General features: G+C 72.3%; 24 protein-coding genes and 2 riboswitches. Of the genes, 15 read left to right on the top strand and 9 right to left on the bottom strand.

Features of this window, described 5'->3' with window-relative positions:
• Positions 1-251: 251 nt before the first annotated feature.
• Positions 252-1,472, bottom strand: coding sequence for a glycosyltransferase family 4 protein (locus SL103_RS28620; RefSeq protein WP_069571847.1), 1,221 nt, complete (start codon positions 1,470-1,472; stop codon positions 252-254).
• A 242-nt stretch (positions 1,473-1,714) separates the two neighbouring features.
• Between SL103_RS28620 and SL103_RS28615 the strand changes: the two genes are divergently transcribed.
• Entirely contained in the window at positions 1,715-2,473 is a 759-nt protein-coding gene (locus SL103_RS28615) for a response regulator transcription factor (RefSeq protein WP_069571845.1), read from the top strand.
• A 1-nt stretch (position 2,474) separates the two neighbouring features.
• The gene (locus SL103_RS28610) at positions 2,475-4,025 is read left to right on the top strand and encodes a sensor histidine kinase (protein ID WP_069571843.1); all 1,551 of its coding nucleotides are present in this window, start codon (positions 2,475-2,477) and stop codon (positions 4,023-4,025) included.
• Positions 4,026-4,082: 57 nt separating this feature from the next.
• On the opposite strand, the gene SL103_RS28605 is transcribed toward SL103_RS28610, so the two are convergent.
• Both SL103_RS28605 and SL103_RS28600 read right to left on the bottom strand, forming a co-directional pair.
• Entirely contained in the window at positions 4,083-5,054 is a 972-nt protein-coding gene (locus SL103_RS28605) for a M56 family metallopeptidase (protein WP_099055469.1), read from the bottom strand.
• On the bottom strand, positions 5,051-5,479 hold the full coding sequence (locus SL103_RS28600; RefSeq protein ID WP_069571841.1) for a BlaI/MecI/CopY family transcriptional regulator: 429 nt from the start codon (positions 5,477-5,479) through the stop codon (positions 5,051-5,053). The genes SL103_RS28605 and SL103_RS28600 overlap by 4 nt, the downstream gene beginning before the upstream one ends.
• A gap of 112 nt (positions 5,480-5,591) precedes the next feature.
• Here SL103_RS28600 and SL103_RS28595 point away from each other — a divergent pair, with 112 nt between their 5' ends.
• From SL103_RS28595 to SL103_RS28580, 4 genes are all read left to right on the top strand, one after another.
• Positions 5,592-6,305 carry a DedA family protein gene (locus SL103_RS28595; protein WP_069571839.1) on the top strand — a complete coding sequence of 238 codons (714 nt, stop codon included), beginning with the start codon at positions 5,592-5,594 and terminating at the stop codon, positions 6,303-6,305.
• Between the two features lie 58 nt (positions 6,306-6,363).
• On the top strand, positions 6,364-6,969 hold the full coding sequence (locus SL103_RS28590; RefSeq protein WP_069571837.1) for a phosphatase PAP2 family protein: 606 nt from the start codon (positions 6,364-6,366) through the stop codon (positions 6,967-6,969).
• On the top strand, positions 6,966-7,739 hold the full coding sequence (locus SL103_RS28585; RefSeq protein ID WP_069571835.1) for a phosphatase PAP2 family protein: 774 nt from the start codon (positions 6,966-6,968) through the stop codon (positions 7,737-7,739). Before SL103_RS28590 ends, SL103_RS28585 begins: the two co-directional genes overlap by 4 nt.
• A gap of 234 nt (positions 7,740-7,973) precedes the next feature.
• Positions 7,974-8,288 carry a hypothetical protein gene (locus SL103_RS28580; protein WP_208869975.1) on the top strand — a complete coding sequence of 105 codons (315 nt, stop codon included), beginning with the start codon at positions 7,974-7,976 and terminating at the stop codon, positions 8,286-8,288.
• A 43-nt stretch (positions 8,289-8,331) separates the two neighbouring features.
• Here the strand turns inward: SL103_RS28580 and SL103_RS28575 are convergent, their stop codons facing one another.
• The 5 genes from SL103_RS28575 to gcvT all read right to left on the bottom strand — a co-directional run bounded on the left by SL103_RS28575 (position 8,332) and on the right by gcvT (position 14,738).
• Positions 8,332-9,717, bottom strand: a complete 1,386-nt coding sequence (locus tag SL103_RS28575) for an L-serine ammonia-lyase (RefSeq protein WP_069571833.1) — start codon at positions 9,715-9,717, stop codon at positions 8,332-8,334.
• Positions 9,718-9,840: 123 nt separating this feature from the next.
• Complete coding sequence (locus SL103_RS28570; RefSeq protein WP_069571831.1) at positions 9,841-11,517, bottom strand: APC family permease; 1,677 nt, start codon at positions 11,515-11,517, stop codon at positions 9,841-9,843.
• A 241-nt stretch (positions 11,518-11,758) separates the two neighbouring features.
• Positions 11,759-13,015 (bottom strand): serine hydroxymethyltransferase, encoded by a 1,257-nt coding sequence (gene glyA / locus SL103_RS28565; RefSeq protein WP_069571829.1) that lies wholly within the window; start codon positions 13,013-13,015, stop codon positions 11,759-11,761.
• A 94-nt stretch (positions 13,016-13,109) separates the two neighbouring features.
• Entirely contained in the window at positions 13,110-13,487 is a 378-nt protein-coding gene (gcvH, locus tag SL103_RS28560) for a glycine cleavage system protein GcvH (protein ID WP_069571827.1), read from the bottom strand.
• A 123-nt stretch (positions 13,488-13,610) separates the two neighbouring features.
• On the bottom strand, positions 13,611-14,738 hold the full coding sequence (gene gcvT, locus SL103_RS28555) for a glycine cleavage system aminomethyltransferase GcvT (RefSeq protein WP_069571825.1): 1,128 nt from the start codon (positions 14,736-14,738) through the stop codon (positions 13,611-13,613).
• A gap of 34 nt (positions 14,739-14,772) precedes the next feature.
• Positions 14,773-14,890: riboswitch (glycine riboswitch) on the bottom strand.
• Positions 14,891-14,986, bottom strand: a riboswitch (glycine riboswitch).
• 214 nt (positions 14,987-15,200) lie between these two features.
• Between gcvT and SL103_RS28550 the strand changes: the two genes are divergently transcribed.
• The 9 genes from SL103_RS28550 (at position 15,201) to SL103_RS28510 (ending at position 25,835) form a co-directional block, all read left to right on the top strand.
• Positions 15,201-15,929 (top strand): AAA family ATPase, encoded by a 729-nt coding sequence (locus SL103_RS28550; RefSeq protein ID WP_079146030.1) that lies wholly within the window; start codon positions 15,201-15,203, stop codon positions 15,927-15,929.
• Between the two features lie 110 nt (positions 15,930-16,039).
• A complete protein-coding gene (locus SL103_RS28545; RefSeq protein ID WP_069574200.1) occupies positions 16,040-16,837 on the top strand; it encodes an enhanced serine sensitivity protein SseB in 798 nt (265 codons plus the stop codon).
• A gap of 61 nt (positions 16,838-16,898) precedes the next feature.
• The gene (locus SL103_RS28540) at positions 16,899-17,699 is read left to right on the top strand and encodes an enhanced serine sensitivity protein SseB C-terminal domain-containing protein (protein WP_069571821.1); all 801 of its coding nucleotides are present in this window, start codon (positions 16,899-16,901) and stop codon (positions 17,697-17,699) included.
• A 432-nt stretch (positions 17,700-18,131) separates the two neighbouring features.
• Complete coding sequence (locus SL103_RS28535) at positions 18,132-19,130, top strand: ABC transporter permease (RefSeq protein ID WP_069571819.1); 999 nt, start codon at positions 18,132-18,134, stop codon at positions 19,128-19,130.
• Positions 19,131-19,222: 92 nt separating this feature from the next.
• Positions 19,223-20,974, top strand: coding sequence for an ABC transporter substrate-binding protein (locus SL103_RS28530; RefSeq protein WP_069571817.1), 1,752 nt, complete (start codon positions 19,223-19,225; stop codon positions 20,972-20,974).
• Between the two features lie 78 nt (positions 20,975-21,052).
• Positions 21,053-22,063, top strand: a complete 1,011-nt coding sequence (locus SL103_RS28525) for an ABC transporter permease (RefSeq protein ID WP_069571815.1) — start codon at positions 21,053-21,055, stop codon at positions 22,061-22,063.
• Complete coding sequence (locus tag SL103_RS28520) at positions 22,060-23,187, top strand: ABC transporter ATP-binding protein (RefSeq protein WP_069571814.1); 1,128 nt, start codon at positions 22,060-22,062, stop codon at positions 23,185-23,187. Before SL103_RS28525 ends, SL103_RS28520 begins: the two co-directional genes overlap by 4 nt.
• Before the next feature lie 29 nt (positions 23,188-23,216).
• Positions 23,217-24,299 (top strand): ABC transporter ATP-binding protein, encoded by a 1,083-nt coding sequence (locus SL103_RS28515; protein ID WP_069574198.1) that lies wholly within the window; start codon positions 23,217-23,219, stop codon positions 24,297-24,299.
• A gap of 108 nt (positions 24,300-24,407) precedes the next feature.
• Complete coding sequence (locus tag SL103_RS28510) at positions 24,408-25,835, top strand: M1 family metallopeptidase (RefSeq protein WP_069571813.1); 1,428 nt, start codon at positions 24,408-24,410, stop codon at positions 25,833-25,835.
• A gap of 37 nt (positions 25,836-25,872) precedes the next feature.
• Here the strand turns inward: SL103_RS28510 and SL103_RS28505 are convergent, their stop codons facing one another.
• Positions 25,873-26,508, bottom strand: coding sequence for a trimeric intracellular cation channel family protein (locus SL103_RS28505; RefSeq protein ID WP_164492906.1), 636 nt, complete (start codon positions 26,506-26,508; stop codon positions 25,873-25,875).
• Between the last annotated feature and the right edge of the window lie 93 nt (positions 26,509-26,601).

Raw genomic sequence — 26,601 nt, 5'->3', positions numbered from 1 at the left:
CCGTGCGTTTGTCTGTCCCGTTGCGATGCGTAGGTGTGCCGGTTCGTTCCAGCAGTTCAGCATGTTCCTCGGCAAGGACGCCAGAGAGTTGTCGGGAAGTTGCAAGACGCACCGGCATATTGCGGCTCATGGGAGGCGACGGAACGGGGCGATGTGCGCGGGCGTGAGTGCGGGGCCGGTCCCGCCGACCGGACCGGCCCCGCCGTACGGGGTGCGCCCGGCCCGCCGGGCGCGGGCGGACGATCCGGGCGTCAGCGCCGAAGGGCCCGCCGCAGCAGCCGGCGCGCGCGGTCGCGGGCCCGGCCCACGGCCCGCTGCCAGGCGCGGGCGACGCGCGTCGAGTGCAGCTCGTCGAACAGGAGTTGGTAGCGCTCGGCGATCGGCTCCGGGGCGTAGCGGGCCGAACTCGCCAGCGCGGCCTCGGCCATCTCCCGGCGGCGCTCGGGCGTCTCGATGAGTTCGAGCAGCCCGGCGGCCAGCGCCTGCCCATCGCCGGGCGGGACCAGCAGCCCGTTGCTGCCGTGGTCGATGATTTCGGCGGGCCCCAAGGGGCAGTTGGTGCTCACGACGGGCACCCCGCAGCGCATGGCCTCGACGAGCGTCATGCCGAACGACTCGGCGTCCGAGGCCGACGCCACGATCGCCGCCTTGGCGAACTCGGCCTCGATGGGCGAGCGCGGCCCGGTCAGTTCGGCCTGCTCGGCCAGCCCGAGACCGTCGATCAGCCCCTGGAGCTGCGCCCGCTCGGCGCCGCCGCCGTGTATCCGCAGCCGCCAGTCGGGGTGCTTGGCGGCGACCGCGGAGAACGCCTCGATCAGCAGGTCGAAGCGCTTGCCGCGGACCAGCCGGCCGGCCGCGGAGATCACCTTCGAGGTGCCCTCGGACAGTGGCCCGACCGGGGCGGGCACGATGTTCGGCACCGCCAGGACCGGTACGCCGGGCAGTCGCATCCGCGCACGGTAGACGGCGGCGTCCGCCTCGGTCGTGGTGACCACGGCGTCCAACGTCCGGTAGTGGCGGGCGAGTTCACGGCGCAGCGGCTTGCTGTGCGCGTCGTGGCGCAGGTGCTCCTGGGCGATCCGCAGCGCCCGGCGGGGACCGAAGCGGGCCAGGTAGACGTTGATGCCGGGGCGGGTGCCGATCAGCACGTCCGCGTCCGTGCCGCGCAGGTACTCCGCCGCGCGCAGGTCGATCAGCCGGCTGTACTGGTGGTGCCGCTTCTCGGCGAGCGGGAAGTCCTGTGCCGGCTCGCCGAAGAGCGGATCGGCCATGTCCGCGCTGCCCACCCGGGTGTCCACCAGCGGTACCAGTCGCACCCGGGGGTCCAGCGTGAAGCGGGGGACCTCGCGGTGCCGCATCATCGAGACGACCTCGACGTCGTGCCGGTCGGCCAGCGCGGCGGCGAGGTTGAAGGTGGTGCGGATGGTGCCGCCGATGGCGTAGGCGTTGTGCAGCAGCAGAGTGATCTTCATACGGTGTCGTGTTCTTCCCGAGGTGTGACCGGTCGTTCCGACCGGTGCGGGCCCCCGCCGCGGCACCGGGCCGCCGCGACCGGCCCCGTCCGGCACGGGGGCAACCGTGTCGTCAAGGGGTAAGCCGAGGGCGTGGCGGGGGTGAGAGCGCGGTAAGAAGCGCGGGTGAGAGCCGGGTAAGAAAGCCGGGCCCGGTCCGGCCGCCGTCGGCCGCACCCCGGTGACCTTGGCAGACTTGCCGGGTGACGCATTCCGTACTGCTCGCCGAGGACGACCGCCCCATCCGCACCGCGCTGGAGCGCGCCCTGACCCTGGAGGGCTACCGGGTCACCGCCGTCGCCGACGGCATCCAGGCGCTGGCCGCCGCCCACCGCGAGCGGCCGGACGTGATCCTGCTGGACGTGATGATGCCCGGCATCGACGGGCTCCAGGTGTGCCAGGTGCTGCGGGCCGAGCAGGACCGCACCCCGATCCTGATGCTGACCGCCCGGGTCGAGACGGCCGACCGGATCGCCGGTCTGGACGCCGGCGCCGACGACTACGTGGTCAAGCCGTTCGAGGTCGAGGAGGTCTTCGCCCGGCTGCGGGCGCTGCTGCGGCGCACCACGGCGGGGGAGGGCGCCGCGGCCGGCACCGGCGCGGAGGCCGCGGGCGAGGCGGGGGAGCCGGGCGAGGCGTCGGCCGCCCGGGCGGCCGACAGCGGTGTCGTGGAGGCCGCCGACCTGCGGATCGACGGCCCCTCCCGCCGGGCCTGGCGCGGTGAGCGCGAGCTGGAGCTGACCCGGACCGAGTTCGAGCTGCTGGAGCTGCTGGCCCGCAACGCCGGCATCGTCCTGGACCACTCGACGATCTACGACCGGATCTGGGGCTACGACTTCGGGCCCGGCTCCAAGAACCTCGCGGTGTACGTCGGCTATCTGCGCCGCAAGGTCGACGTGCCCGGCAGCCGCCCGCTGATCCACACCGTGCGGGGCGTCGGCTACGTCCTGCGGGAGGACTGAGATGCGCCCGCCGCGCCGCCGTACCCGGCAGGACGGGACCGCGGGCGCCGCCCGGCGGACGGGCCGGCTGCGCGCCCGGCTGCGCGCCTGGGCGGCCGCCTGGCGGCGGGGCGGCCGGAACGCCTGGCTGCGCACCCGCAGGCCCGCCAGTCTGCGGACCGCCTTCGCGGTGGCGTTCGCCGTCGGCGCCGCGGGGGTGACCGTGCTCGTCGGGTTCCTGAGCTACGACGCGGCGGCGCGGCTGGTGCGGGTGGACGAGAAGTCGGTGTTCTCCGAGGTCGTACGGGATCTGCGGGCCCAGGTCCAGGAGAAGCCGTTCCAGCCCGCCGATTACGCGACCTCCGACCCCGACCACGACGGGCCGCGGGACGATCTGACCCGGCCCACCCGTACGGACGTGCAGGTGCTGGGCGCCGGCGGCCGGGTCGTGGAACTGGGGCGCCCGGCGCTGCCCGTCGGGTCCCAGGAGCGCCGGATCGCCTCGGACCGGCAGCCCGGCCGGTACGCGCAGCGCGAGGCGGACATCGGCGACGAGGAGTACCACGTCGCGACCGTGGCGCTCGGCGGTGGCCGCGGCGCGGTGCAGGTGGCCCAGAAGTTCAGCGAGACCGAGGACCTGCTCTCCGCGCTCCAGCAGCGCACCGCACTGCTGGCGGCCGTGGTCATCGCGCTGGCCGGCGCGGGCGGCTGGTGGCTGGCACGCCGGATCACCGGCCGGCTGGTGCGGCTGACCGCGGTCGCCGAGAGCGTGGCGGAGCACGGGCGGCTGGACGTACCGGTCCCGGTGGCGGGCCGCGACGAGGTCGCCCGGCTCGGACGGGCCTTCGACGACATGCTCGGGCGGCTGGCCAGCGCCGTCCAGGACCAGCAGCGCCTCGTCCAGGACGCCGGGCACGAACTGCGCACCCCGCTGACCTCGCTCCGTACGAACATCTCGCTGCTCAAGCGGTTCGACGAGCTGCCGCCGGACGCCCGCGAGGAACTGCTCGCCGACCTGGCGGGGGAGGCCAGGGAGCTCAGCGACCTGGTCAACGAGCTGGTCGATCTGGCGGCCGGCCAGGGCGACGACGACCCGCTGTCCGAGGTGAACCTGGCCGACGTCGCGGAGAAGGCGGCGGCCTCGGCGCGCCGCCGCACCGGCCGGGAGATCGCGGTACGGACCGTCCGCCCGGCCGTCGTCGAGGGCCGGTCCGCCGCGCTGAGCCGGGCGCTGACCAATCTGCTGGAGAACGCCGCCAAATTCGACGCGGGCGGCACCGAGCCGATCGAGGTGCTCGTCACCGGGACCCGCATCGAGGTCCTCGACCGTGGCCCGGGCATCGCCGAGGCCGACCTCACCCGGGTCTTCGACCGCTTCTACCGCGCGCCGGCCGCCCGCGGCCTGCCCGGCTCCGGCCTCGGCCTCGCCATCGTCCGCGAGATCGCCACCGCGCACGGCGGCCACGCCTTCGCCACCCACCGCCCGGGCGGCGGCGCCACCCTTGGCTTCACGGTGGGGAGGGGCCGGCGCACCGGAAACGACGAGGGCGCGGGGCGCCGGGCCGGGGCCTGAAGCGGGCCGCGGAAGGCTGCGGGAGGGGCGAGCGACGCGCTCCCGGCCGGTCCGTGCTCAGCGCCCGGTCGTCTCCCCCTGGGCGACCTCGACGGTCTGGTGCAGGTCGGCGGCGGCGTCCAGGGCGCCGGCCGCGGAGAAGGTGACGCAGGTGAGCAGGGCCGCGGCGATCAGCCGGCGGCCGCGGAAGCCGGTGCGCAGCGCGGGGGTGTGCGGCACCGGGCCGGGGGCGAGCAGGGCCGCGACCCGGCGGGGGACCGGGCCGGTGGTGGCGGCCAGGACCGTGCGGGGGCGGTGCGACGCGGGGGCCTCCGGGCGGGCGGCCAGCGCGGCGCGGCCGATGGCGCGGGCGGTCACCCGGCGGTCGCCGACCCGGGAGGCCGCCGACTCGTCGGCCCAGCGCTCCAGCGCGAAGGCCAGCGGGGCGCGCAGCGAGCGCAGCAGGGGGTGGCAGGCGGCGGCCAGCGCGACGGTGAGCAGGAAGAGGTGGTGCCGCCCCGCGAGGTGGGCCCGCTCATGGGCGAACAGCGCCTCCCGCTCGGCCGGCGACAGCGCGCGCAGCATGCCGGCGGTGACCACCACCCGTCCTGGCCGTCCCGGCCCTCCCGGCAGGGCGTAGGCGTCGGGTGCGGCGTCGGGGAGCACGCACAGGTCGCCGGAGACCGGGTGCGCGGCGGTGCCGCGGCGGGCGGCGCGCAGCTCGCGGTGGTGCCGGGCGGTGCGGTACGCCACCGCGGACGCGCAGGCGGCGAGCAGCCCGACGGCCCCCCACGCGGCCGGGACCGAGACGGTCGGATCGTCACCGAGCAGCGGCCGCGAGAGGTGTTCCAGCGCGGCGACCGGCGGCAGCCGCAGCGCGCCGGCGGTGGCCAGCAGGCCGAGCGCGGCGGTCGTGCAGCCGGCCAGCAGGGCGGCGCAGCCGGTCAGCAGCCAGGCCGCGGGGCGCGGCGGCAGCGACTCGGCCAGCCGGCGGGCGGCCGGCACCGCGAGCAGCGGCATCAGCAGCGGGATCCATACGGCGACGATCACGGGGCGGCCCCGGGGCCGGTCCGCGGGCCGGCGTCCGGTGCCGGCGCCGCGTCGCCGCCCGCGCCCTCCAGGAGGGTGCGCAGCAGCTGCTCGTCCTCGTCGGTCAGCTGCGAGACGAAGCGGGCCAGCGCGGTGCCGCGGTCGTCCTGCTTGTCGAGTTCGCTGCGCATCCGCCGGGCGGTCAGCCCCGCGGAGTCCTGTATCGGGGAGTACGCGAAGCCCCGGCCGGCCCGGGAGCGGGAGACCGCCCCCTTGTCGTGCAGCCGGGTGAGGATCGTCGTGACGGTCGTACGGGCCAGCCGGCCGCCGAGGGCGCCCTGCACCTCGGCCGGGCTCAGCGGCACCCCGGCCGCCCAGAGCGCGGCGAGCACGCTCGCCTCCAGCTCGCCGGCGGGGCGTCGCCGCGCGGGGGGTGTCTGCGACATGGAACGCCCTTCAGCTGGTTGTCGTCTACAGTTCGTAGACCGTCTACGTGACTGTAGTCGGTCGGGCCGGCCGCCCGGCAGGCCCGCAACCATTATGGGAGGGGCCACCGACATGGCCGTAGCCGCCGCATTCGCGCAGGTGACGGGAGGCGCGGCGGGCATGGGCCAGGCCGTCGACGTGCTCGACGCCGGCTCGCTGCTCGCGACCTTCGGCGCCGTCGGCGTCGCCGTCGTCCTCTTCGCCGAGACCGGGCTGCTCGTCGGCTTCTTCCTGCCCGGCGACTCGCTGCTCTTCACCGCCGGGCTGCTGTGCGTCCCGGGCGCCGGCGGTGCCGTCCACCTCGCCCTGCCGCAGGTGCTCGCCGCCGCCGCGGCCGGCACGCTCGCCGGCTCGCAGACCGGCTACTGGATCGGCCGGCGCGGCGGCCGCAGCCTGCTCGCCCGCAGTCGCGCCCGCAAGCTGCGCGAGGGCGCCGCCCGCGCCGAGGAGTACCTGACCCGCTACGGCCACGCCAAGGCCATCGTCCTGGCCCGCTTCGTCCCCGTCGTGCGCACCGTCCTCAACCCGTTGGCCGGCGCCCTCAACGTGCCGGCCCGCACCTTCACCCTCTGGCAGGTCACCGGCGGCCTGGTCTGGACGCTCGGCCTCACCCTCGCGGGATACGCGCTGGGCGCGTCCGTACCGAACGTCGACCGCTATCTGCTGCCGATCGTCGCCCTCGTGGTGCTGGTCTCGCTGACCCCGATCGCCCTCGAAGTGCTCCGCGCCCGCCGCCGCCCGGCCGCGACCCCCGGCGACACCCCGACCCCGCCGCCCGGCACCTGACCCGGCCCCGCCGCCCGCCCGCACCCCCGTAACCCCCGCACGCCGCCAAGGAGCACCCGTGAACCACCTCGCCTTCGGCGGAGCCTCGATCGACGGCGGCGCCTACGTCGCGGTCACCCACCTGGCCCGGCACGCCCCGCACGGCCTGAACACCGTCATCACCGGCTTCAGCGACTACGGACTCGTCCTCTTCGCGGTGCTCATGCTGCTCGCGTGGTGGCGGGCGCGGCGCAGCGGGGCGGGCGCCGTGGCGCGGGCGCTGGCCGCCCCCGCCGTCGTGGTCGCCGCCTTCCTGCTCAACGACGTGCTCAAGAGCCTCTTCGACGAACAGCGGCCCTGCCGCACGCTGCACACCGTCACGGTCGAGGTCTGCCCCGGCCTCGGGGACTGGTCCTTCCCCAGCAACCACTCCGCCATCGCGGCGGCCGCCGCGGTCGCCCTCCTCCTGTGCGACCGGCGGCTCGGCCGGATCGCCGTACCCGCCGCGCTCCTGATGGCGGCCTCCCGCGTCTGGATCGGCGCACACTACCCGCACGACGCCGCCGTCGGCCTGCTCGTCGGCACCCTCGTCGCCTGGTGGCTCACGCCCCTGGCCGGCCGCGCGGCGCCGGTCGTCGACCGGATCGGTGCCACCCGGCTGCGCCCTCTGGTGGCCGCGCGGTGACCGGGCCCGCAGGGGACGCGGAGACCGGACCGGAGCGGGGCGCCGGACCGGTGCCGCAGCCGGGTCGCCGGGGCGCCCGCCCCGGCCCGCGCCCCGGTACCCGGACGCTCCTCGCGCTCGCCGCGCTCTGCGCCGCGCTGTTCACCGCCGTGGCCGTCACCGTCGCGGTACGGCACGGCGCCCCGCTCGCCCCCGAAGTGGCCGCCCACCGCTGGGCCCTGGCGCACCGCGGGGAACCGCTGCGCTCGGCGGCCGGCGCGCTGACCGCCACCGGAACCGGCCCGGTGCCGTACCTGATGGCCGTCCTTGCGGGCCTGCTGGCCGGTCGCGGCGCGCGCGGACGGCTGCGCGCGGTCGGCTGCGCGGTGGCCGTCCTCGCCGTCGGCCAGGCCGTCCGCTACGGCCTGATGGAGCTGCTCGCCCGGCCGCGGCCGTTGCTCGCCGACTGGGCCGGGCGCGCCTCCGGCTACGCCTTCCCCTCCGGCCACGCGACCACCTCCGCGCTCGCCGCCGGCCTCCTGGCCTGGGGGGTCGCCCGGTACGCCGGCCGGGGCCCGGCCCGTACCTGGTGCGCGGTGCTCGCCCTCTGGGCCGTCGCGGTCGGGCTCACCCGGGTCTACCTGGGCGTCCACTGGCCCGGCGACGTGCTGGGCGGCTGGCTGCTGGCCGGTACCGTGCTGAGCCTCGCGCTGCTCCTGGAGCGGTACGCCCTCCCGGACCGGGACGCGGCGGACGGGATTCCCGAACCGGGCGGTGCCGGCCCCGCGTGAGGGCCGCGTGCGCGTCGCGCGCGCCTCCGTACGCGCTGCTTTGTGCGCCGTACGCCCCTTTTTGGCGCGTATTCCCATGAAGAGCTGACGATCGGACCAGGTCTTCCCCAAGGCGGCATGGACGGCTCCCGCACCGAGCAGCACTGTCCTGGGCCCCGGGGACCGCAGCAATCGCGCCACCCCGGAGCCGCGCCCACGGCACGTACCACCGCATCAACCGGGGGACACCACGCCATGAATCAGCCGCTCGACGCCCCGACCCCGCGCCCCGCACCGGCCGGGGAGGCCCTGCCGCCCACGGCGGCCCGCACCGGCCGCTGCCCCGCCGCGGCGGCCAAGGACCCCACCCCCTGCGAGGGCCCGCACGACGCCGCCACCATCGTCGACCGCCACGGCAGGGAGGTCGCGGGCTGCGTCCAGCACTGCGCCCGCCTGCTGGCCGGCCTCGAAGGCGCCCGCGTCCACCCCTTCGTCCCGGCGCGCCAGGCCCTGGACATCTACTCCCGGGCCCGCGAACTCCCGCCCTGCGCCTGGGAGATCGGCAGATAGCGCCCGACCGCCGGCCCCGCGCCCGGGGCCGGCGGCCGGCACGTCAGCACTCGATGATGTTGACGGCGAGTCCGCCGCGCGCCGTCTCCTTGTACTTGACGCTCATGTCGGCGCCGGTCTCCTTCATGGTCTTGATGACCTTGTCGAGGGAGACGTGGTGGCGGCCGTCGCCGCGCAGCGCCATGCGGGCGGCGGTGACGGCCTTGACGGCGGCCATGCCGTTGCGCTCGATGCACGGGATCTGCACCAGGCCGCCGACGGGGTCGCAGGTCAGGCCGAGGTTGTGCTCCATGCCGATCTCGGCGGCGTTCTCGACCTGCTCGGGGGAGCCGCCCAGGACCTCGGCCAGGCCACCGGCGGCCATGGAGCAGGCGGAGCCGACCTCGCCCTGGCAGCCGACCTCGGCACCGGAGATGGAGGCGTTCTCCTTGAACAGCATGCCGATCGCGCCGGCGGCGAGCAGGAAGCGCACCACACCGTCCTCATCGGCGCCGGGGACGAAGTTGACGAAGTAGTGCAGCACGGCGGGGATGATGCCGGCGGCGCCGTTGGTGGGGGCGGTCACCACCCGGCCGCCGGCGGCGTTCTCCTCGTTGACGGCCATCGCGTAGAGGGTGATCCACTCCATCGCCAGGGCCTGCGGGTCGCCCTCGGCGCGCAGCTTGCGGGCCGAGCTCGCCGCGCGGCGGCGGACCTTCAGCCCACCGGGCAGGATGCCCTCACGCGACATGCCCCGCGCCACGCAGGACTGCATGACCTGCCAGATCTCCAGCAGCCCGGCGCGGATCTCGTCCTCGGTGCGCCACGCCTTCTCGTTCTCCATCATCAGGGCCGGGATGGACAGGCCGGTGTCCTGCGTCAGCCGCAGCAGCTCGTCGCCGGTGCGGAAGGGGTACTTCAGCACGGTGTCGTCGGGCACGATCGGGTTGTCGCCGGCCACCGCGTCCTCGTCGATGACGAAGCCGCCGCCCACCGAGTAGTAGGTCTTCTCCAGCAGGGGCGCGCCGGTGGCGTCGTAGGCGGCCAGGGTCATGCCGTTGGCGTGGTACGGCAGGGCGCGGCGGCGGTGCAGGATCAGCTGGCTTGCCTCGTCGAAGGCGACCTCGTGGGCGCTGCCTATCTCGGCGCCCAGCAGACGCAGCCGGCCGGTGGAGCGGATGCGCTCCACCTCGTCGTCGGCGGTTTCCACGTCGACGGTGCGCGGGGAGTGGCCTTCCAGGCCCAGCAGCACGGCCTTGGGCGTGCCGTGACCGTGACCGGTGGCGCCCAGTGAGCCGAACAGCTCGGCGCGCACGGCGGTGGTCTGGGCGAGCAGGCCGTCCTTCTTGAGGCGTCCGACGAACATCCGGGCGGCGCGCATCGGGCCGACGGTGTGGGAGCTGGAGGGGCCGATGCCGATGGAGAAGAGGTCGAAGACGGAGATGGCCACGGTGGCGGACTCCCTTGTCTGCTCGTGGTGGACGGTGGAGCGGGTGAAGCGGACGAAAAGCTGTGGGGAGGGGTTCGATTCCGTGCCGGTTTTCGAGCGTAACGCGGACCCGGCGCGGTGCCCTCAGACGGAAACCATCGGGCGTCCGTCGTCGGGGGTAACAATGGGTGCCGGAGCCGCCGCGGTGGCGGGCTCCGTGCCGGTCAGGCCCGCCTCGTGCGCCCTGACCCCGGCCCGTACGGCCCAGAAGTAGAAGGCCGGGGCGGTGAGCGCGACCAGGGCGATGTCCAGACCGCCGGGGATCAGGCCGCGGCCGCCGAAGTCGGGGCTGCCCAGCGCGGACAGCGTCGCCATCCAGACCAGGAAGAGGATCATCCACCAGGCCGGCGCGAGCTGCGAGCGCAGCCGGTCCGACGCCGCGCGGCCCGTCGCGCCCGCGCCCTTGCGCCGCAGCACCAGCACCGCGACCGGCACGGACACCAGCGTCAGCAGGGCGACCTTCCCGGTGTCCGGCCACTTCGACCAGTACAGCGCGCAGGCCGCGAACGCGAAGGTGACCGGGCACAGGACCCCGGCGGCGGGCAGCCGGAAGGGTCGGGGCAGCCCGGGCCGGGTCCGCCGCAGCACGCCCACCGCGATCGGGCCGATCAGGTACGAGATCACCATGGCCGCCGAGACCACCCCGGCCAGCGCCTGCCAGCTGCGTCCGACGGTCAGCAGCAGCAGGACGGAGAAGCCGAGGTTGAGCCACATCGCGGGGCGCGCGGTCCCGTAGCGGGGGTGCACCGCCGCCAGCTTCCGGGGGAAGAAGCCGGTCTCCGCGAGGTTGGTCACCATGTACGCGGCCGAGGCGACATTGGCGATGTTGGAACCGGCCGGCGAGATGAAGGCGCCGAACTGCAGCATGGTGACCACCCAGTGCAGCATCAGCAGCTTGGCGAGGTCGGCGAACGGCGAGTTGAGGTCCACGCCCTGCCAGCCGCCGGCCCGCGCGAGCTGCCCGGGCGGCACCGCCCCCAGGTACGCGGTCTGCAGCGCCAGGTAGAGCACCAGGCCCAGCGCGAGCGCGCCGGCCAGCGCGACGGGGATGGCCCGGCCGGGGTTCCTGGCCGCGCCGCCGAGGTTGACCACGGCCTGGAAGCCGTTGAAGGCGAAGACCACGCCGCAGGTGGTGACGGCGGTGAGCACGGCCGGCCAGCCGTACGGGGCGAAGCCGCCGTGCGCGGTGAAGTTGGAGGTGTGGAAGCCGGAGGCGATCAGCGCGGCCACCGCGAGCACCGGGATGGCGAACTTCACCAGGGTGAGCACGGTGTTGGCGCGGGCCAGCAGCCGGACCGACCAGTAGCAGGTCAGCCAGAGGACCACGGTCAGGACCAGCGCGGTGACCGTGCCGGAGAGGGTGAGCCGGTGGGACGCCGGGTCGACCAGGCCCTGTGCCCAGTCGACGTCCCAGGACGTCATGTACTGGGTGGCGGCGATCGATTCGATGGGGATCAGCGAGGCGACCGCGATCCACACCGCCCAGCCGGTCAGGAAGCCGAGGACCGGCCCGTGCGAGAGATGGCCGTAGCGGGCCATGCCGCCGGGGATCGGGTAGGCCGCGCCGACCTCCGCGTAGGACATCGCGATCATGCCGATGAAGACGGCGCCGATCACCCAGGCGACCAGTGCCGCGGGCCCCGCCACCTGGGCGGCGGCGCCGGCGCCGAAGAGCCAGCCGGAGCCGAAGATCGATCCGATGCCGATCATGATGAGGGCGAAGAGGCTGAGCCCCTTGCGGTCGCCCGCGCTCATGTCCATGGGAGGTGTGGTCCGTCCTGCCGTCGTCGATGCCCCCTCGCCGTTGAAAGGGTCGCTGTTCTGTGCCGTCGACCACCTTATTTGTGGCCAAAGACCCGGGATTCCTTCGGATGTGCCGACGGCGGGGCGACAACGGGCTGCGCAGAGCATGAGCCCGGGACCAACGGCCCCGGGCTCATGGCCCGTTCGGCCCCCGGCCCGCCGAAGTCCGGCGGGCCGGGGGTTCACCGCATGAGACGCGTCACAGGGACGGGTAGAGCGGGAACTTCTCGGCGAGGGCGGTGACGCGGGCCTTGAGGGCTTCGGCGTCGTAGCTGGGCTTGAGCGCCTCCGCGATGATGTCGGCGACCTCGCGGAAGTCCTCGGCCCGGAAGCCGCGGGTGGCCAGGGCCGGGGTGCCGATGCGCAGGCCGGAGGTGACCATCGGCGGGCGGGGGTCGTTGGGGATCGCGTTGCGGTTGACGGTGATGCCGACCTCGTGCAGGCGGTCCTCGGCCTGCTGGCCGTCGAGGTCGCTGTTGCGCAGGTCGACCAGGACGAGGTGGACGTCGGTGCCGCCGGTCAGGACGTCGACGCCGACGGCCTTGGCGTCCTCACGGGTGAGGCGCTCGGCGAGGATCTTGGCGCCTTCGAGGGTGCGCTCCTGGCGCTCCTTGAAGTCGTCGGAGGCGGCGACCTTGAAGGAGACGGCCTTGGCGGCGATGACGTGTTCGAGCGGGCCGCCCTGCTGGCCGGGGAAGACCGCGGAGTTGATCTTCTTGGCGAGCTCCTGGGTGGACAGGATCACGCCGCCGCGGGGACCACCGAGGGTCTTGTGGGTGGTGGTGGTGACGACGTGGGCGTGCGGCACCGGGTTGGGGTGCAGGCCCGCGGCGACGAGGCCGGCGAAGTGGGCCATGTCGACCATGAGGTAGGCGCCGACCTCGTCCGCGATGCGGCGGAAGGCGGCGAAGTCGAGCTGGCGGGGGTAGGCGGACCAGCCGGCGACGATCAGCTTCGGCTGGGTCTCCTTGGCGAGGCGCTCGACCTCGTCCATGTCGACCAGGCCGTCCTCACCGACGTGGTAGGGCACCACGTTGTAGAGCTTGCCGGAGAAGTTGATCTTCATGCCGTGGGTCAGGTGGCCGCCGTGGGCGAGGTTGAGGCCCATGATCGTGTCGCCCGGCTTGAGCAGGGCGAACATGGCGGCGGCGTTGGCCTGGGCACCGGAGTGCGGCTGGACGTTCGCGGCCTCGGCCCCGAAGAGGGCCTTGATCCGGTCGATGGCGATCTGCTCGACGACGTCGACGTGCTCGCAGCCGCCGTAGTAGCGGCGGCCGGGGTAGCCCTCGGCGTACTTGTTGGTCAGGACCGACCCCTGAGCCTCCATGACGGCGGCGGGGGCGAAGTTCTCCGAGGCGATCATCTCGAGGGTGGACTGCTGGCGGTGCAGCTCGGCGTCCACGGCGGCGGCGACATCGGGGTCCAGCTCGTGCAGGGAGCTGTTGAGAATCGACATGAGAGTTCCTAAGAAGGGGTCGGCGCGCGGCACCGTCTTCTGGGGCGGAGGTCGGGAGGGGGTACCTACCGGCGGTGGCTGGGGAGGGAGGGCGTCAGCTCTGGATGAACGCGGCGTACTCGTCGGCCGACAGCAGCTCGCCCGGCTCGCCGCTGATCTTCACCTTGAACAGCCAACCGCCCTCGAACGGGGCGGAGTTCACCAGCGACGGGTCGCTGACGACGTCCTCGTTGATCTCCACGATCTCGCCGTCCACGGGCGCGTAGAGATCGCTGACCGACTTGGTCGACTCCAGCTCACCGCAGGTCTCGCCCGCCGTGATCGTGGAGCCGGCCTCAGGGAGCTGCACGTAGACGACATCGCCGAGCGCGTTGGCGGCGTGCTCGGTGATCCCGACCGTCGAGACGCCGTCCTCGGCGGTCGACAGCCACTCGTGCTCCTTGCTGTAGCGCAGCTGCTGGGGGTTGCTCATGGCTCGATTCTCCTGTACGCGAGGGTGTGGTCGTGAAGGGGGTCGCCCCCGGTGCGGCCGAGGGGCGGGTCTTGTGGTGGGACGCGCGGGGCGCGCCGGTGCCGGTCCGCGGACGAGCAGCCGTTACTTCTGCCGCTTGTAGAAGGGCAGCGCGACGACCTCGTACGGCTCATGGCTTCCACGGATGTCCACGCGGACACCCTCGGTGCCCGGAGTGGCGTAGGCCGCGTCCACGTAGGCGATGGCGATCGGCTTGCCGAGCGTGGGGGAGGGCGCACCGGAGGTCACCTCGCCGATGACCGTGCCGTCCGCGGCGGTGACCGGGTATCCGGCGCGCGGTACCCGGCGGCCCTCGGCCACCAGGCCGACCAGCTTGCGCGGCGGGTTCGTCTCCGCGCGCTCGGCGGCCGCGGTCAGCGCGGCGCGGCCCACGAAGTCACCGTCGTTGGTCGTCTTCTCGAACTTCACGACCCGGCCCAGGCCCGCGTCGAACGGCGTGGTCGCGGTGGTCAGCTCGTGCCCGTACAGCGGCATGCCGGCCTCCAGGCGCAGCGTGTCGCGGCAGGACAGCCCGCAGGGCACCAGCCCGGCGTCCTTGCCGGCCTCGGTCAGCGCCTCCCACAGGGTGACCGCGTCCGCCGGCCGGACGAAGAGCTCGAAGCCGTCCTCGCCGGTGTAGCCGGTACGGGCGATCAGCGCGTCGACGCCGGCGACCGTGCCGGGCAGGCCCGCGTAGTACTTCAGGCCGTCCAGATCGGCGTCCGTCACCGACTTGAGGATGCCGGGGGACTCCGGGCCCTGCACCGCGATCAGCGCGTAGGCGTCCCGGTCGTCGCGGACCACGGCGTCGAAACCGGCGGCGCGGTCGGTCAGCGCGTCCAGCACCACCTGGGCGTTGGAGGCGTTGGCGACGACCATGTACTCCTCGTCGGCCAGCCGGTAGACGATCAGGTCGTCGAGGATGCCGCCCTCGGCCTCACAGATCATGGTGTACCGGGCGCGGCCCGTCTTGACGCCGCCGATGTTGCCGACCAGCGCGTAGTCGAGCAGGTCGGCGGCGCGCGGGCCGGTGACGGTGATCTCGCCCATGTGGGAGAGGTCGAACAGACCGGCACGGGTGCGGACGGCGACGTGCTCGTCCCGCTCGCTGCTGTAGCGCAGCGGCATGTCCCAGCCGGCGAAGTCGGTCATGGTCGCGCCGAGCGCGCGATGGGTGGCGTCGAGCGCGGTGCGGCGGGGGGCATCACTCATGGTTCTGGGCTCCCAGGCAGGGGTGACAGGACGTCTCTCCCCATCTGTCATCGGAACCTGAGAGGTTCACCGGGATACCGCGAACGGACCCGGTTTGCACCTTGGGTGGAGCCGCCCCTGCAACCGGGCAGTGGCTCGCTTTTCAGATCTGCCTCGCCCGCGCGGTATAGGGGCCTGAGAGATTCAAGGGAGGACTTGCTCCTTCGGCGCCCCGCCGTGGCGGCCGGGGACTCTCCCGCGCGGATTCAAGCGGCCGGTATGGAATTGGCGGTGCACGGGTGAAACCGGATGTGCACGTGGCGGCCACATCATTGCACGGGATCGCCGAATGGAGGAGCCCTGACCGCCACCCCGTCCATGACGTGGGCAGATCGGGCAATCGCCTTGCTGGTCATTACCTTTTCTTGACACTCTGCGGGTAAGGGACGGACTCGGGTCGGACCGGAACCGGACGGGGAGGCGATCACGGTGCACAGCGAAGCGGCACTCGCGGCCACTTCAGGGGTCGTGCCCCCGGACACCGCGCCGGCGGTGGCCCCCGCCGCCCCGCCCCGGACCGGCCGGCGGCGCTCCGCGCTCCGGCCCGGTCGCGGCGTGCGGCTCGTCGACCTGCGCGGCGCGGGCCGCGTCCGGGACGCCGCCGAGCTGCGGTTCCCGGCCGGTGACCTGGTCGTGGTCTCCGGCCTGCCGGGCAGCGGCAAGAGCACCCTGATGCACCGCGTCGTACCGCCGCTGGACGCGCGCGGAGCCGCGGTGCACCGCATCGACTCGCAGGACGTGCGCGAGCGCTGGGAGCGCGGCAGGCTGCGCCGGCTGCCGTACGGCCTGTACCGCCCGCTGGTGCGGGCCGCGCACTACTGGGCGCTGGGCCGGGCGCTGCGCTCCGGCGACAGCGTGGTGGTGCACGACTGCGGGACGCTGGCGTGGGTGCGCCGCTGGATCGCGCGGTCGGCCGTGCGCGGCGGCCGCGGGCTGCACCTGGTGCTGCTGGACGTGGAGCCGGAGGTGGCCCGCGCCGGCCAGGAGGCACGCGGGCGCGGTGTGTCGGGGTACGCCTTCGCCCGGCACCGCAGGGCGGTGGGCCGGCTGATCGGCGCGGCGGAGTCGGCCGGGCTGCCCGCGGGGTTCGGTTCGGCGGTGCTGCTGGACCGGCCGGCCGCGAGCGCGCTGGAGACCCTCGGCTTCCACTGAGCGGAGCGCCGCTTCCGGCCGCGGTGCGCGCTGCCCCGGTAGGTCCCACCTCGTGCTTTCTCGTCTAGGGTCGTGCGGCAGAAGGCGCGGTTTGGAGCGGGTGGGTGCAGATGAACTTTCCGGAGCAGGGGATACCGCAGCTGGCGTGGCCGGCGAACGAGTGCGAAGAGGTGCTGGCCGCGTCGGTCGGCCATCCGGGCGCGGGCGGTCGGATCGTCGAGGTCCTGGGCCGCAGCCGGCTGTGGGTGCCGCTGCCCAACGGCGGCGGACCGGACAGCGCGGGGCCCGGAGCCCGCGGGCTCGACCTGCCCACCGTCGACATCGGCGGCGCGCCCTACGTCCCCGTCTACAGCTCCGAGCAGGAGTTCCTCCGCGTCGTCGGCGCGCACATGCCCTTCACCGTCGCCCCGGCGCAGGAGTTCGCCCGCGGGCTGCCGCCGCAGGTCGGGATCGTGGTCAACCCCGACGGCACGGTCGGTGTCCCGCTGCCGCCGCTCGCGGTGGCCGCGTTGTGCCGGACGGGGCGGCACGAGGTGGAGGGGATGCCGAGCGGCGGCCGGGTGCGGCTGTTCGAGCCGGACTGGCAGGACGAGCCGGTGGACTTCCTGGCCGCGGCCGGACTGGAGTTCTCCGGCGCCGGAATTGTCCTGACTGCCCGGCGTGCCCTGGCTAGTGTCGAGGGCGACACGCCCGCGCTGTTCGTGGGTGTTCAGGTCGAGGCGGCCCCGGCCGCGCTGCAGGACGGCGCCGCCCGCGAGGTGGCGCTCGCGGCCCTGGGACGTGCGCTCGGCGCGGTGCCGGTGCCCTGGCCCGTGCAGCTGGTGATGCTCGATCTCGCCCAGGGCGACCCGGTCGCCGACTGGCTGCTGGAGCGCGTGCGGCCCTTCTACTCTCGGGACCACTCGTAAGCTGGTTGGATGACGCGCGGGCGCACCCACACGTGCCCTGCCGAGAGAAGGGACGGACCACGTGAGCGCGGGTGCGCATCAGGGGCCGGCGGCGGCCGGGCAGCTGGAGCAGCTGCTGGCGCAGGTCTCGCCCGGCCGTTACGACGCCTATGAGGCGGTGCTGCACGCGCTCGCCGCGGGCCAGGTCTGGATGCTGCTCTGGCACGGCCGGGCCGGTTCACCGGACGCGCAGTACGGGAACATGGAGGTCGACGGGCTCGGCTACGCGCCGTGCGTGACCTCGGCGCCCGAACTCGCCGCCTCCGGCTGGAACCGCGACCACGAGGTCGTCGGCGGCCTGGAGATCGCCGGTTCGCTCTTCCCCGACCGCTGGGGCCTGTGGCTGAATCCGCATGCCCCCGGCGGCGGCGTCGGCATCCCCTGGCTCGACCTGCGCCGGATCGCCGGCGGCCTGGACCGGCTGCCGGCCGGGCCGCTGCGGATCTCGGAACCGGTCATCGACATCCCGCAGTTCTACGCCCTGCTCGCGCAGAACGCCCACCGCACGCCCGCCGTGCGGTCGCTGCGCCGCGCCTGGGTGCAACCGGCGCTCGGTGCCCCGTATCTGGCGATCGGTCTGGATCTGTACGACACCGGCCCGCAGGCGGTGGACGCGGCGCGGCTGATGATCCAGCAGTCCATCGGCGCGGTGCCGGACGGCCTGCCGGTCTCCACGGTCGCGATGAACGACGAGTACGACCCCGTCGGGATGTGGATGCGGGCCTCGACGCGCGCGTTCTTCGACCGCGACGGCTATACCCAGCCGGCCGGACAGCAGCCGCCCGCGCCCTCGTACGGCTACGGCTACCCGCGCCCCTACTGACGGCGCACCCCCGCCCGCCGGAGCAGTGCGCTCCGGCGGAGGTACGGGCCGAATTCGCCCTGTATGCACCGCGGTTGAGGTCTTCTCCCGCGGCCCTTCGCCCCGCTCAGCCCGAACTGCTGTCCGTATAACGGAAAGCGGTGGAGCACATCACAGTTATGCATCCTTTCTCGGCCAGGTCTGGTGACTGATCGCGAAGGGGATGAAGACTCCGGAACCAACAGGGCCTCGGTCCTTTGTACGAGCGTCATCCCGTAGGACCTCGCATGAACCCCCGGCTTCCGCAGCGCGAACTTCCGCGGCGCTCCCGGGACTTGCACCGACTTGCACCAACCTTGCACCGAACTTGCACGTGCACCAGTGATGTGAATCAGGCCGCTACCGCGGCGGGCAGGGGCCGGCCACCGTCGGCCGAGAGGGGTCAAAGGCACCGTGACCGCACCGATCGAGACCACCGGGGCGGCTGCTGAGGCGCAGCCGGAAGCGGTGCTCAAAGGCGTGGAGAGCAAGCGCATCGAAGGACGCTCGCTCGGGCAGATCGCATGGCTGCGCTTCCGGCGGGACAAGGTCGCGGTGGCCGGTGCCATCGTTGTCATCCTGCTGGTGGCCGTCGCCGCGTTCTCCCGCCCCCTCCAGGCACTGCTCGGCCTGGACCCGAACAACCCCGACCAGTCGCTGATCGACCCCAACACCACCCTTCCCAAGGGCGACTTCGGCGGGATGAGCGCGGACCACCCGCTCGGCGTGGACCCGAAGTTCGGCCGCGATCTGCTCGCCCGGATCCTGGAGGGCTCCTGGGTGTCGCTGATCGTGGCCTTCGGCGCGACGCTGCTGTCGGTCGCCATCGGCACCGTCCTCGGGGTGGTCGCCGGCTTCTACCGCGGCCGGGTGGACGCCTTCATCAGCCGCATGATGGACGTCTTCCTGGCGTTCCCGCTGCTGCTGTTCGCCATCGCCATCTCCGCCTCGCTGCAGGGCGGCGCCTTCGGCATGGAGGGCCTGCCGCTGCACATCTCGGTGCTGATCTTCGTGATCGGCTTCTTCAACTGGCCGTACATGGGACGGATCGTGCGGGCGCAGACCCTGTCGCTGCGCGAGCGCGAATTCGTGGACGCCGCGCGTGGCATGGGGGCGCGCGGGCCGTTCATCCTGTTCCGCGAACTGCTGCCCAACCTGGTGGGACCGGTCATCGTCTACTCGACGCTGCTGATCCCCTCCAACATCCTCTTCGAGGCGGCGCTGAGCTTCCTGGGCGTCGGCATCCAGCCGCCCCAGGCGTCCTGGGGCGGCATGCTCAACCAGGCGGTCAAGTACTACGAGGTCGACCCCCAGTACATGATCGTCCCCGGCCTCGCGATCTTCGTCACCGTGCTGGCCTTCAACCTGCTCGGTGACGGTCTGAGGGACGCCCTGGACCCGCGCAGCCGCTGACGGCCCGCCGGACGGGCTGCGTCCAGAAGCCTCAACCGCGTTTGACGTTGTGCCTTTTTGAGTTTCGACGAACGAAGGGGAGACCGACCAACATGCGAAGGTCAGTTCCGGTCGCGGCGATAGCGGCCATCACCAGTGCGGGCCTCGTGCTGGCCGGCTGCAGCGGGGGCAAGAGCTCCTCGGACGGCTCGGCGGAGGCGAACGCCGCGACGAAGGGCGTCGTCAACGCCTCGGACGCGAAGGGCGGCACGGTCACCTACGCGCTCAGCGACGCCCCCGAGTCGTTCGACCCCGGCAACACGTACTACGCCTTCATCTACAACTTCAGCCGGCTGTACGCGCGCCCGCTCACCACCTTCAAGCCGGGCCCCGGCTCGAAGGGCAACGAGCTGGTGCCGGACCTCGCCGAGTCGATGGGCAAGCCCAGCGACGGCGGCAAGACGTGGACGTACAAGATCCGCAAGGGCGTCAAGTACGAGGACGGCTCGACCGTCACCTCGCAGGACGTCAAGTACGCGGTGGAGCGCTCCAACTTCGCCCGCGACACCCTCTCGCTGGGCCCGAACTACTTCCAGCAGTTCCTCGTGGACAACGACGGCGGCTACAAGGGTCCGTACAAGGACAAGAGCAAGGCCGGCCTGAAGTCCATCGAGACGCCCGACGACCAGACGGTGGTCTTCCACCTGAAGAAGCCGTTCGCCGAGTTCGACTACCTGGTCAGCGCGCCGCAGACCGCTCCGGTCCCGCAGGCGAAGGACAAGGGCGCGGACTACACCAAGTCCGTGCTGTCCACCGGCTCGTACAAGTACCAGAGCTACCAGGAGGGCAAGAGCCTCACCCTGGTCCGCAACCCGCAGTGGTCGGCGAAGACCGACCCGCTGCGCAAGCAGCTGCCCGACAAGATCGTGCTGAACCTGAAGGTCGCCCAGTCGACCATCGACAAGGACCTGCAGTCCGGCAACACCCTGGTCGACCTGGCCGGTCGTGGCGTGGACGGCCAGACGCAGGCCCAGCTGCTGACGGACTCCAAGGCGAAGGCCAACACCGACAACGCGCTCGGCCAGCGCCTCGTCTACACGGCGATCAACACCAAGGTGAAGCCGTTCGACAAGCTGGAGTGCCGGCAGGCCGTCGAGTACGCCATCGACAAGAAGGCCGTGCAGACCGCGCTCGGCGGCCCGATCCGCGGTGAGCTGGCGTCCACGGTCCTGCCGACCGACATCGAGGGCTACCAGAAGTACGACCTGTACCCGCAGAAGTACGACGGCGACAAGCTGGACCTGGCCAAGGCCAAGGAGTACTGGGGCAAGTGCGGTGCCGGCAAGGCCACGACCACCATCCTGGCCCGCAGCGACCGCCAGGACGAGGTCGATGCGGCCACCTCGGTCATCGACTCGCTGAAGAAGATCGGCATCACCGCCAAGCTCCAGCAGTACCCGACCAGCAAGTACTTCTCGGACTACGCCGGTGTGCCGTCGTTCAACAAGAAGAACAACGTCGGCCTGATGATGATGCAGTGGGGTTCGGACTTCCCGACCGGCTACGGCTACCTCCAGCAGATCCTCAACGGCAAGGCGATCAGCAAGTCCGGCAACACCAACCTCTCCGAGCTGGACGACCCGGAGATCAACAAGCTGCTCGAAACCTCCATCGCCAACACCGACAAGTCGGCCCGCGAGAAGGCGTACGCCGAGATCGACAAGAAGACGATGGAGCAGGCGGCGCTGGTCCCGCTCACCTACTTCAAGGTCCTGATGTACCGCTCGCCCAAGGCCACCAACCTGGTGTCCACCTCGGCCTTCAGCGGTCAGTACGACTACCTCAACATCGGCGTCAAGAAGTAGCAGCCCTGGAAGGCAGGTGAAGGCATTGGTGTCCGCGGGCCGGTTCCGGCCGGCCCGCGGCGCCGACGCCGCATCCCCGTGTTCTCGTACCTCATCCGCAGATTGATCAGCGCACTGATCCTGCTGCTGATCGTCAGCGCGGTCACGTTCGGCATCTTCTTCCTGCTGCCGAAGCTGGCCGGGCAGAGCACCGACCAGCTTGCGCAGCAGTACATCGGAAAGGCCCCCACGCCCGCGGACATCGCCGCGGTGAAGAAGAACCTCGGCCTGGACAAGCCCGTGTACGAGCAGTACTGGGACTTCCTCAAGGGCATCTTCGTCGGCGTCGACTACAAGTTCGGCCCGGAAGCGGCCAAGTGCCATGTGCCGTGCTTCGGTTACTCCTTCAAGACCCACATCGAGGTCTGGCCGGAGATCCAGTCCCGGCTGCCGGTGACCCTCTCGCTGGCCGCCGGCGCGGCCGTGCTGTGGGTCGTCTCTGGTGTCGCCACCGGCGTCCTGTCCGCGCTGCGCCCCGGCTCGATCTTCGACCGGCTGGCGATGGGCGTCGCGCTGGCCGGCGTCTCCCTCCCGATGTTCTTCACCGGCGCCCTGGCGCTGGCCCTGTTCACCTACCAGTGGCCGATCTTCGAACGCAGCGACTACGTACCGCTGATGGAGGATCCGTTCCTGTGGGCGCGCACCCTGGTGCTGCCCTGGGTCACCCTGGCCTTCCTCTACTCCGCGCTGTACGCCCGGCTCACCCGGGCGGGCATGCTGGAGACGCTGAGCGAGGACTACATCCGCACCGCCCGCGCCAAGGGCCTGCGGGAGCGCAAGGTGGTCGTCCGGCACGGTCTGCGTGCCGCGCTCACCCCGATCATCACGGTCTTCGGCATGGACCTGGGCCTGCTGCTGGGCGGTGCGCTCATCACCGAACAGGTCTTCTCGCTCAAGGGAGTCGGCGCCTTCGCCGTCGAGGCGATCAATGCCAACGACCTTCCGAACATTCTCGGCGTCACCCTGCTCGCCGCGTTCTTCATCGTCATGTGCAACCTGGTGGTGGACGTTCTGTACGCCGCCGTAGACCCGCGGGTGAGGCTCTCGTGACCGACTCCTCCGAGGACAGGACCGCAGCACCGTCCCAGAGCGCCGCGGCCGGGTCCGCCGCGGCCACCACCGAGGCGGCACCGAAGGGGGACGCCTTCCTCCAGGTGCGCGACCTCAAGGTCCACTTCCCCACCGACGACGGCCTGGTCAAGTCCGTCGACGGGCTGACCTTCAGCCTGGAGAAGGGCAAGACGCTCGGCATCGTCGGCGAGTCCGGCTCCGGCAAGTCCGTGACCTCGCTCGCCGTGATGGGCCTGCACCGCGCCTCGCGCCAGCAGCGCAGCAAGGTCCGGATGTCCGGCGAGATCCTGCTGGACGGCAAGGAGCTGGTCTCCGCCGATCCGGACGAGGTGCGCCGGCTGCGCGGCCGGCGGATGGCGATGATCTTCCAGGATCCGCTGTCCGCGCTGCACCCCTTCTACTCGGTCGGCAGCCAGATCGTGGAGGCGTACCGGGTCCACAACGACGTCGACAAGAAGACCGCGCGCAAGCGGGCGATCGAGATGCTCGACCGGGTCGGCATCCCGCAGCCCGACAAGCGGGTCGACGACCATCCGCACCAGTTCTCCGGCGGTATGCGGCAGCGCGCCATGATCGCGATGGCGCTGGTCAACAACCCCGAGCTGCTGATCGCCGACGAGCCGACCACGGCCCTGGACGTCACCGTCCAGGCGCAGATCCTGGACCTGATCCGCGATCTGCAGAAGGAGTTCGGCTCGGCGGTCATCGTCATCACCCACGACCTCGGGGTGGTCGCCGAGCTCGCCGACGACCTGCTGGTGATGTACGGCGGGCGGTGCGTCGAGCGCGGCCCGGCCGAGAAGGTCTTCTACGAGCCCCAGCACCCCTACACCTGGGGCCTGCTCGGTTCCATGCCGCGGATCGACCGCGACCAGACCGAGCGGCTGATCCCGGTCAAGGGCTCCCCGCCCAGCCTGATCAACGTCCCGTCCGGGTGTGCCTTCAACCCGCGCTGCCCGTACGCGGACGTGCCCAAGGACAACCTCACCCGTACGGTCCGCCCCGAGCTGCGCGAGGCCGGCGGCGGCCACTACTCCGCCTGCCACATGGCGCCGGAGGAGCGGGAGCGTATCTGGACCGAAGAGATTGCGCCGAAGCTGTGACCGAGACGACTGACGACCCGAACAACAAGATCCCGCTCCAGAAGTCGGCGGACACCCGGCCCGGTCCGGCCGCCGACGCCGAGCCGCTGCTCAGGGTCCGCGGGCTGGTCAGGCACTTCCCGATCACCAAGGGCCTGCTCAAGCGGCAGGTCGGCGCGGTGCAGGCGGTCGACGGCATCGACTTCGACGTACGGCCCGGGGAGACACTCGGCGTCGTCGGGGAGTCCGGCTGCGGCAAGTCGACGATGGGCCGGCTGATCACCCGGCTCGACGAGCCGACCGGCGGCTCCATCGAGTTCCAGGGCACCGACATCACCCATCTGTCGACGGGCAGGCTGCGGCCGATGCGCCGCGACGTGCAGATGATCTTCCAGGACCCGTACGGTTCGCTGAACCCGCGGCACACCATCGGCGGCATCGTCTCCACCCCCTTCCGCCTCCAGGGCGTCGAGCCCGAGGGCGGGGTGAAGAAGGAGGTGCAGCGGCTGCTGGAGCTGGTGGGCCTGAGCCCCGAGCACTACAACCGCTATCCGCACGAGTTCTCCGGCGGCCAGCGGCAGCGCATCGGCATCGCCCGCGCGCTGGCGCTCAAGCCCAAGCTGGTGGTCGCCGACGAGCCGGTCTCGGCGTTGGACGTCTCCATCCAGGCGCAGGTCGTCAACCTGATGGACGACCTCCAGGAGGAGCTGGGCCTGACGTACGTCATCATCGCCCACGACCTCTCGGTCATCCGGCACGTCTCGGACCGGATCGCGGTGATGTACCTCGGCAAGATCGTGGAGCTGGCGGACCGCACGGCGCTCTACGAGAACCCGATGCACCCGTACACCAAGGCGCTGCTGTCCGCGGTGCCGGTGCCCGACCCCAAGCGGCGCACCCAGCGGGACCGGATCCTGCTCAAGGGCGATGTGCCCTCGCCGATCAACCCGCCCTCCGGCTGCCGGTTCCGCACCCGCTGCTGGAAGGCGACCGAGGTGTGCACCACCACCGAGCCGCCGCTGGTCGCGCTGCGGACCGGGCACCAGGTGGCCTGCCACCACCCGGAGAACGCCGGGGAGCCGGCCGCGGCGGGGACGCAGGCCGCCGACGGTCAGGCATCAAGTGATCAGTAACACCTGACGACTTGGCAAAGTCGTGGGTGAAACGGAGCGGGAGAGTGCAGAGTCAGCACGGTTGTTCGATCTTTGATCGTTCCTCATCCGTGTCCGAAGGGATGGCTCATGGCACTCTCCCGTTCCGTACGTCGTACCTCCCGCTGGCTCGCGCTGGCCACCGCGGTCGCGTCGGCCGCCACCCTCGCGGCCGCGCCGGTCGCGTCCGCCGCGCCCGCCCCGACTCCCGGCGCCCCGGGGGCCGGTGACCCGTACTTCCCCGAACTGGGCAACGGCGGCTTCGACGCCCTGCACTACGACCTCGGGGTCAGCTACCAGCCCGACAGCGGGCGGCTCGACGGCCGCACCACGCTCACCGCCCGAGCCACCCAGAACCTCTCCGGCTTCGACCTCGACCTCCAGAAGCTGACGGTCGACTCGGTCCGGGTGAACGGCCACCGCGCGCGCTTCACCAGATCCGGCGACGAGATAGCCGTGCGCCCCGGCTTCCCGCTGCACCGCGGGGCGAAGTTCACCGTCACCGTCGCCTACCACGGCGTCCCCAAGCCGCTGAGCGGGCCGATCGTCTTCGGCTCCGACTACGGCTGGATGAAGACCAAGGACGGCGTCTTCGTCGCCTGCGAGCCGAACGCCGCCTCGACGTGGTTCCCCTCCAGCGACCACCCCGGCGACAAGGCCACCTACGACATCCGCATCGACGCGCCCAAGGGCCTGACCGGGGTCTCCAACGGGCGCCTGATCAGCTCCGGGGAGGCGCGCGGCCGCTCGTACGCGCACTGGCGCGAGTCCCGTCCGATGGCGACCTATCTGGCCACCGCGACCATCGGGAAGTTCGACGTCCGCACGGGCACCACCCCCGGTGGGGTCCCGATCTACGTCGCCACCGACCCGACGCTGCCCACCGGCAAGGTCGACGTCTACGGCATCACCGCCGAGGCCACCGACTACTGGTCGAAGGTCTTCGGTCCCTACCCCTTCGAGGAGACCGGGGCGATCGTCGACGACATGCCGCAGGCCGGGTTCTCCCTGGAGGTGCAGTCCAAGCCCGTCTACTCGGCCGTGCGCAGCGAGAGCACCATCGTCCACGAGCTGGCCCACCAGTGGTTCGGCGACTCGGTCTCCGTCAAGCAGTGGAAGAACATCTGGCTGAACGAGGGGTTCGCCACCTACGCGCAGTGGCTGTGGGCCGAGCACCGCGGCACCGCCACCGCCCATGACGCGTTCCGCAAGACGTACGACTCGATCCCGGCGGGCGACGCCTTCTGGCAGCAGAAGATCGCCGATCCGCAGCGGGACACGATGTTCTCCGGCGCGGTCTACGAGCGCGGTGCGATGACGCTGCAGGCGCTGCGCGAGCGGATCGGCGACAAGGCGTTCTTCAAGCTGCTGCCGGCCTGGACCGCCGCCCACCGCTACGGCAACGCGGAGACCTCGCAGTTCATCGCGCTCGCCGAGAAGATCTCCGGGCAGAAGCTGGGCGATCTCTTCACGACCTGGCTGAACACCTCGGGCCGGCCCGCGCTGCCGGGGAAGTAACGCCGCCCCGCACGGGGTCCGGGGCGCGGCGCACGGGTCAGCCGGTGCCGCCGCGGCCCGGACGGGGGCGCAGGTGCTGGGGGCGCGGCAGATGGAGGCCCAGATAGACCGCGCCCATGCGGAGGGCGAAGACCACTCCCGCCGACACGACCGCGGCGGGGGTGGGGCCCACGCCGAGGTGGTGCAGCAGCAGGTAGCAGCAGCCGCCGGCCAGCGCGGCGATGGCGTAGACGTCCTCGCGCAGCAGCAGCGGCGGGAACTCCCCGCACAGCACGTCGCGGATCACCTCGCCGGCGACCCCGGTCAGCACCGCCAGGATGATCACGGCGAGCGGGGTGGCGCCCGCCTCGATGGCGGCGCGGGCGCCGATCACCGTCACGACGGACAGGCCGACCGCGTCGACCACCAGCAGCGACTTGTGCGGCAGTTGCCAGAACCGCAGATAGATCATGGTGCCCACGCCGACGCAGATGATCACGGTCAGCAGCACCCAGTCGTGCGTCCAGTACAGCGGCCGGCGGTCGAGGATGAGATCGCGCAGCGTGCCGCCGGAGATGGACGCGGCGAACGCGAGCACCAGACCGCCGAAGGGGTCCATGTTGGCGCGGTAGGCGGCGAGCACCCCGCTCGCCGCGAAGGCCGCGACGCCGAACAGGTAGAGCACGTGAAGCATGGCGCCCATCATCGCAGGGCCGGAGGGAACGCTTCCGCCCGCGGTCGTCAAAATTGACACTACCGGTCGGTAACTATCCGGTGTAGCGTGCAA

It is taken from the genome of Streptomyces lydicus (genome assembly GCF_001729485.1).
Taxonomy (GTDB): Bacteria; Actinomycetota; Actinomycetes; order Streptomycetales; family Streptomycetaceae; genus Streptomyces; species Streptomyces lydicus_D.
This window is presented reverse-complemented; position numbering and strand designations above follow the sequence as displayed.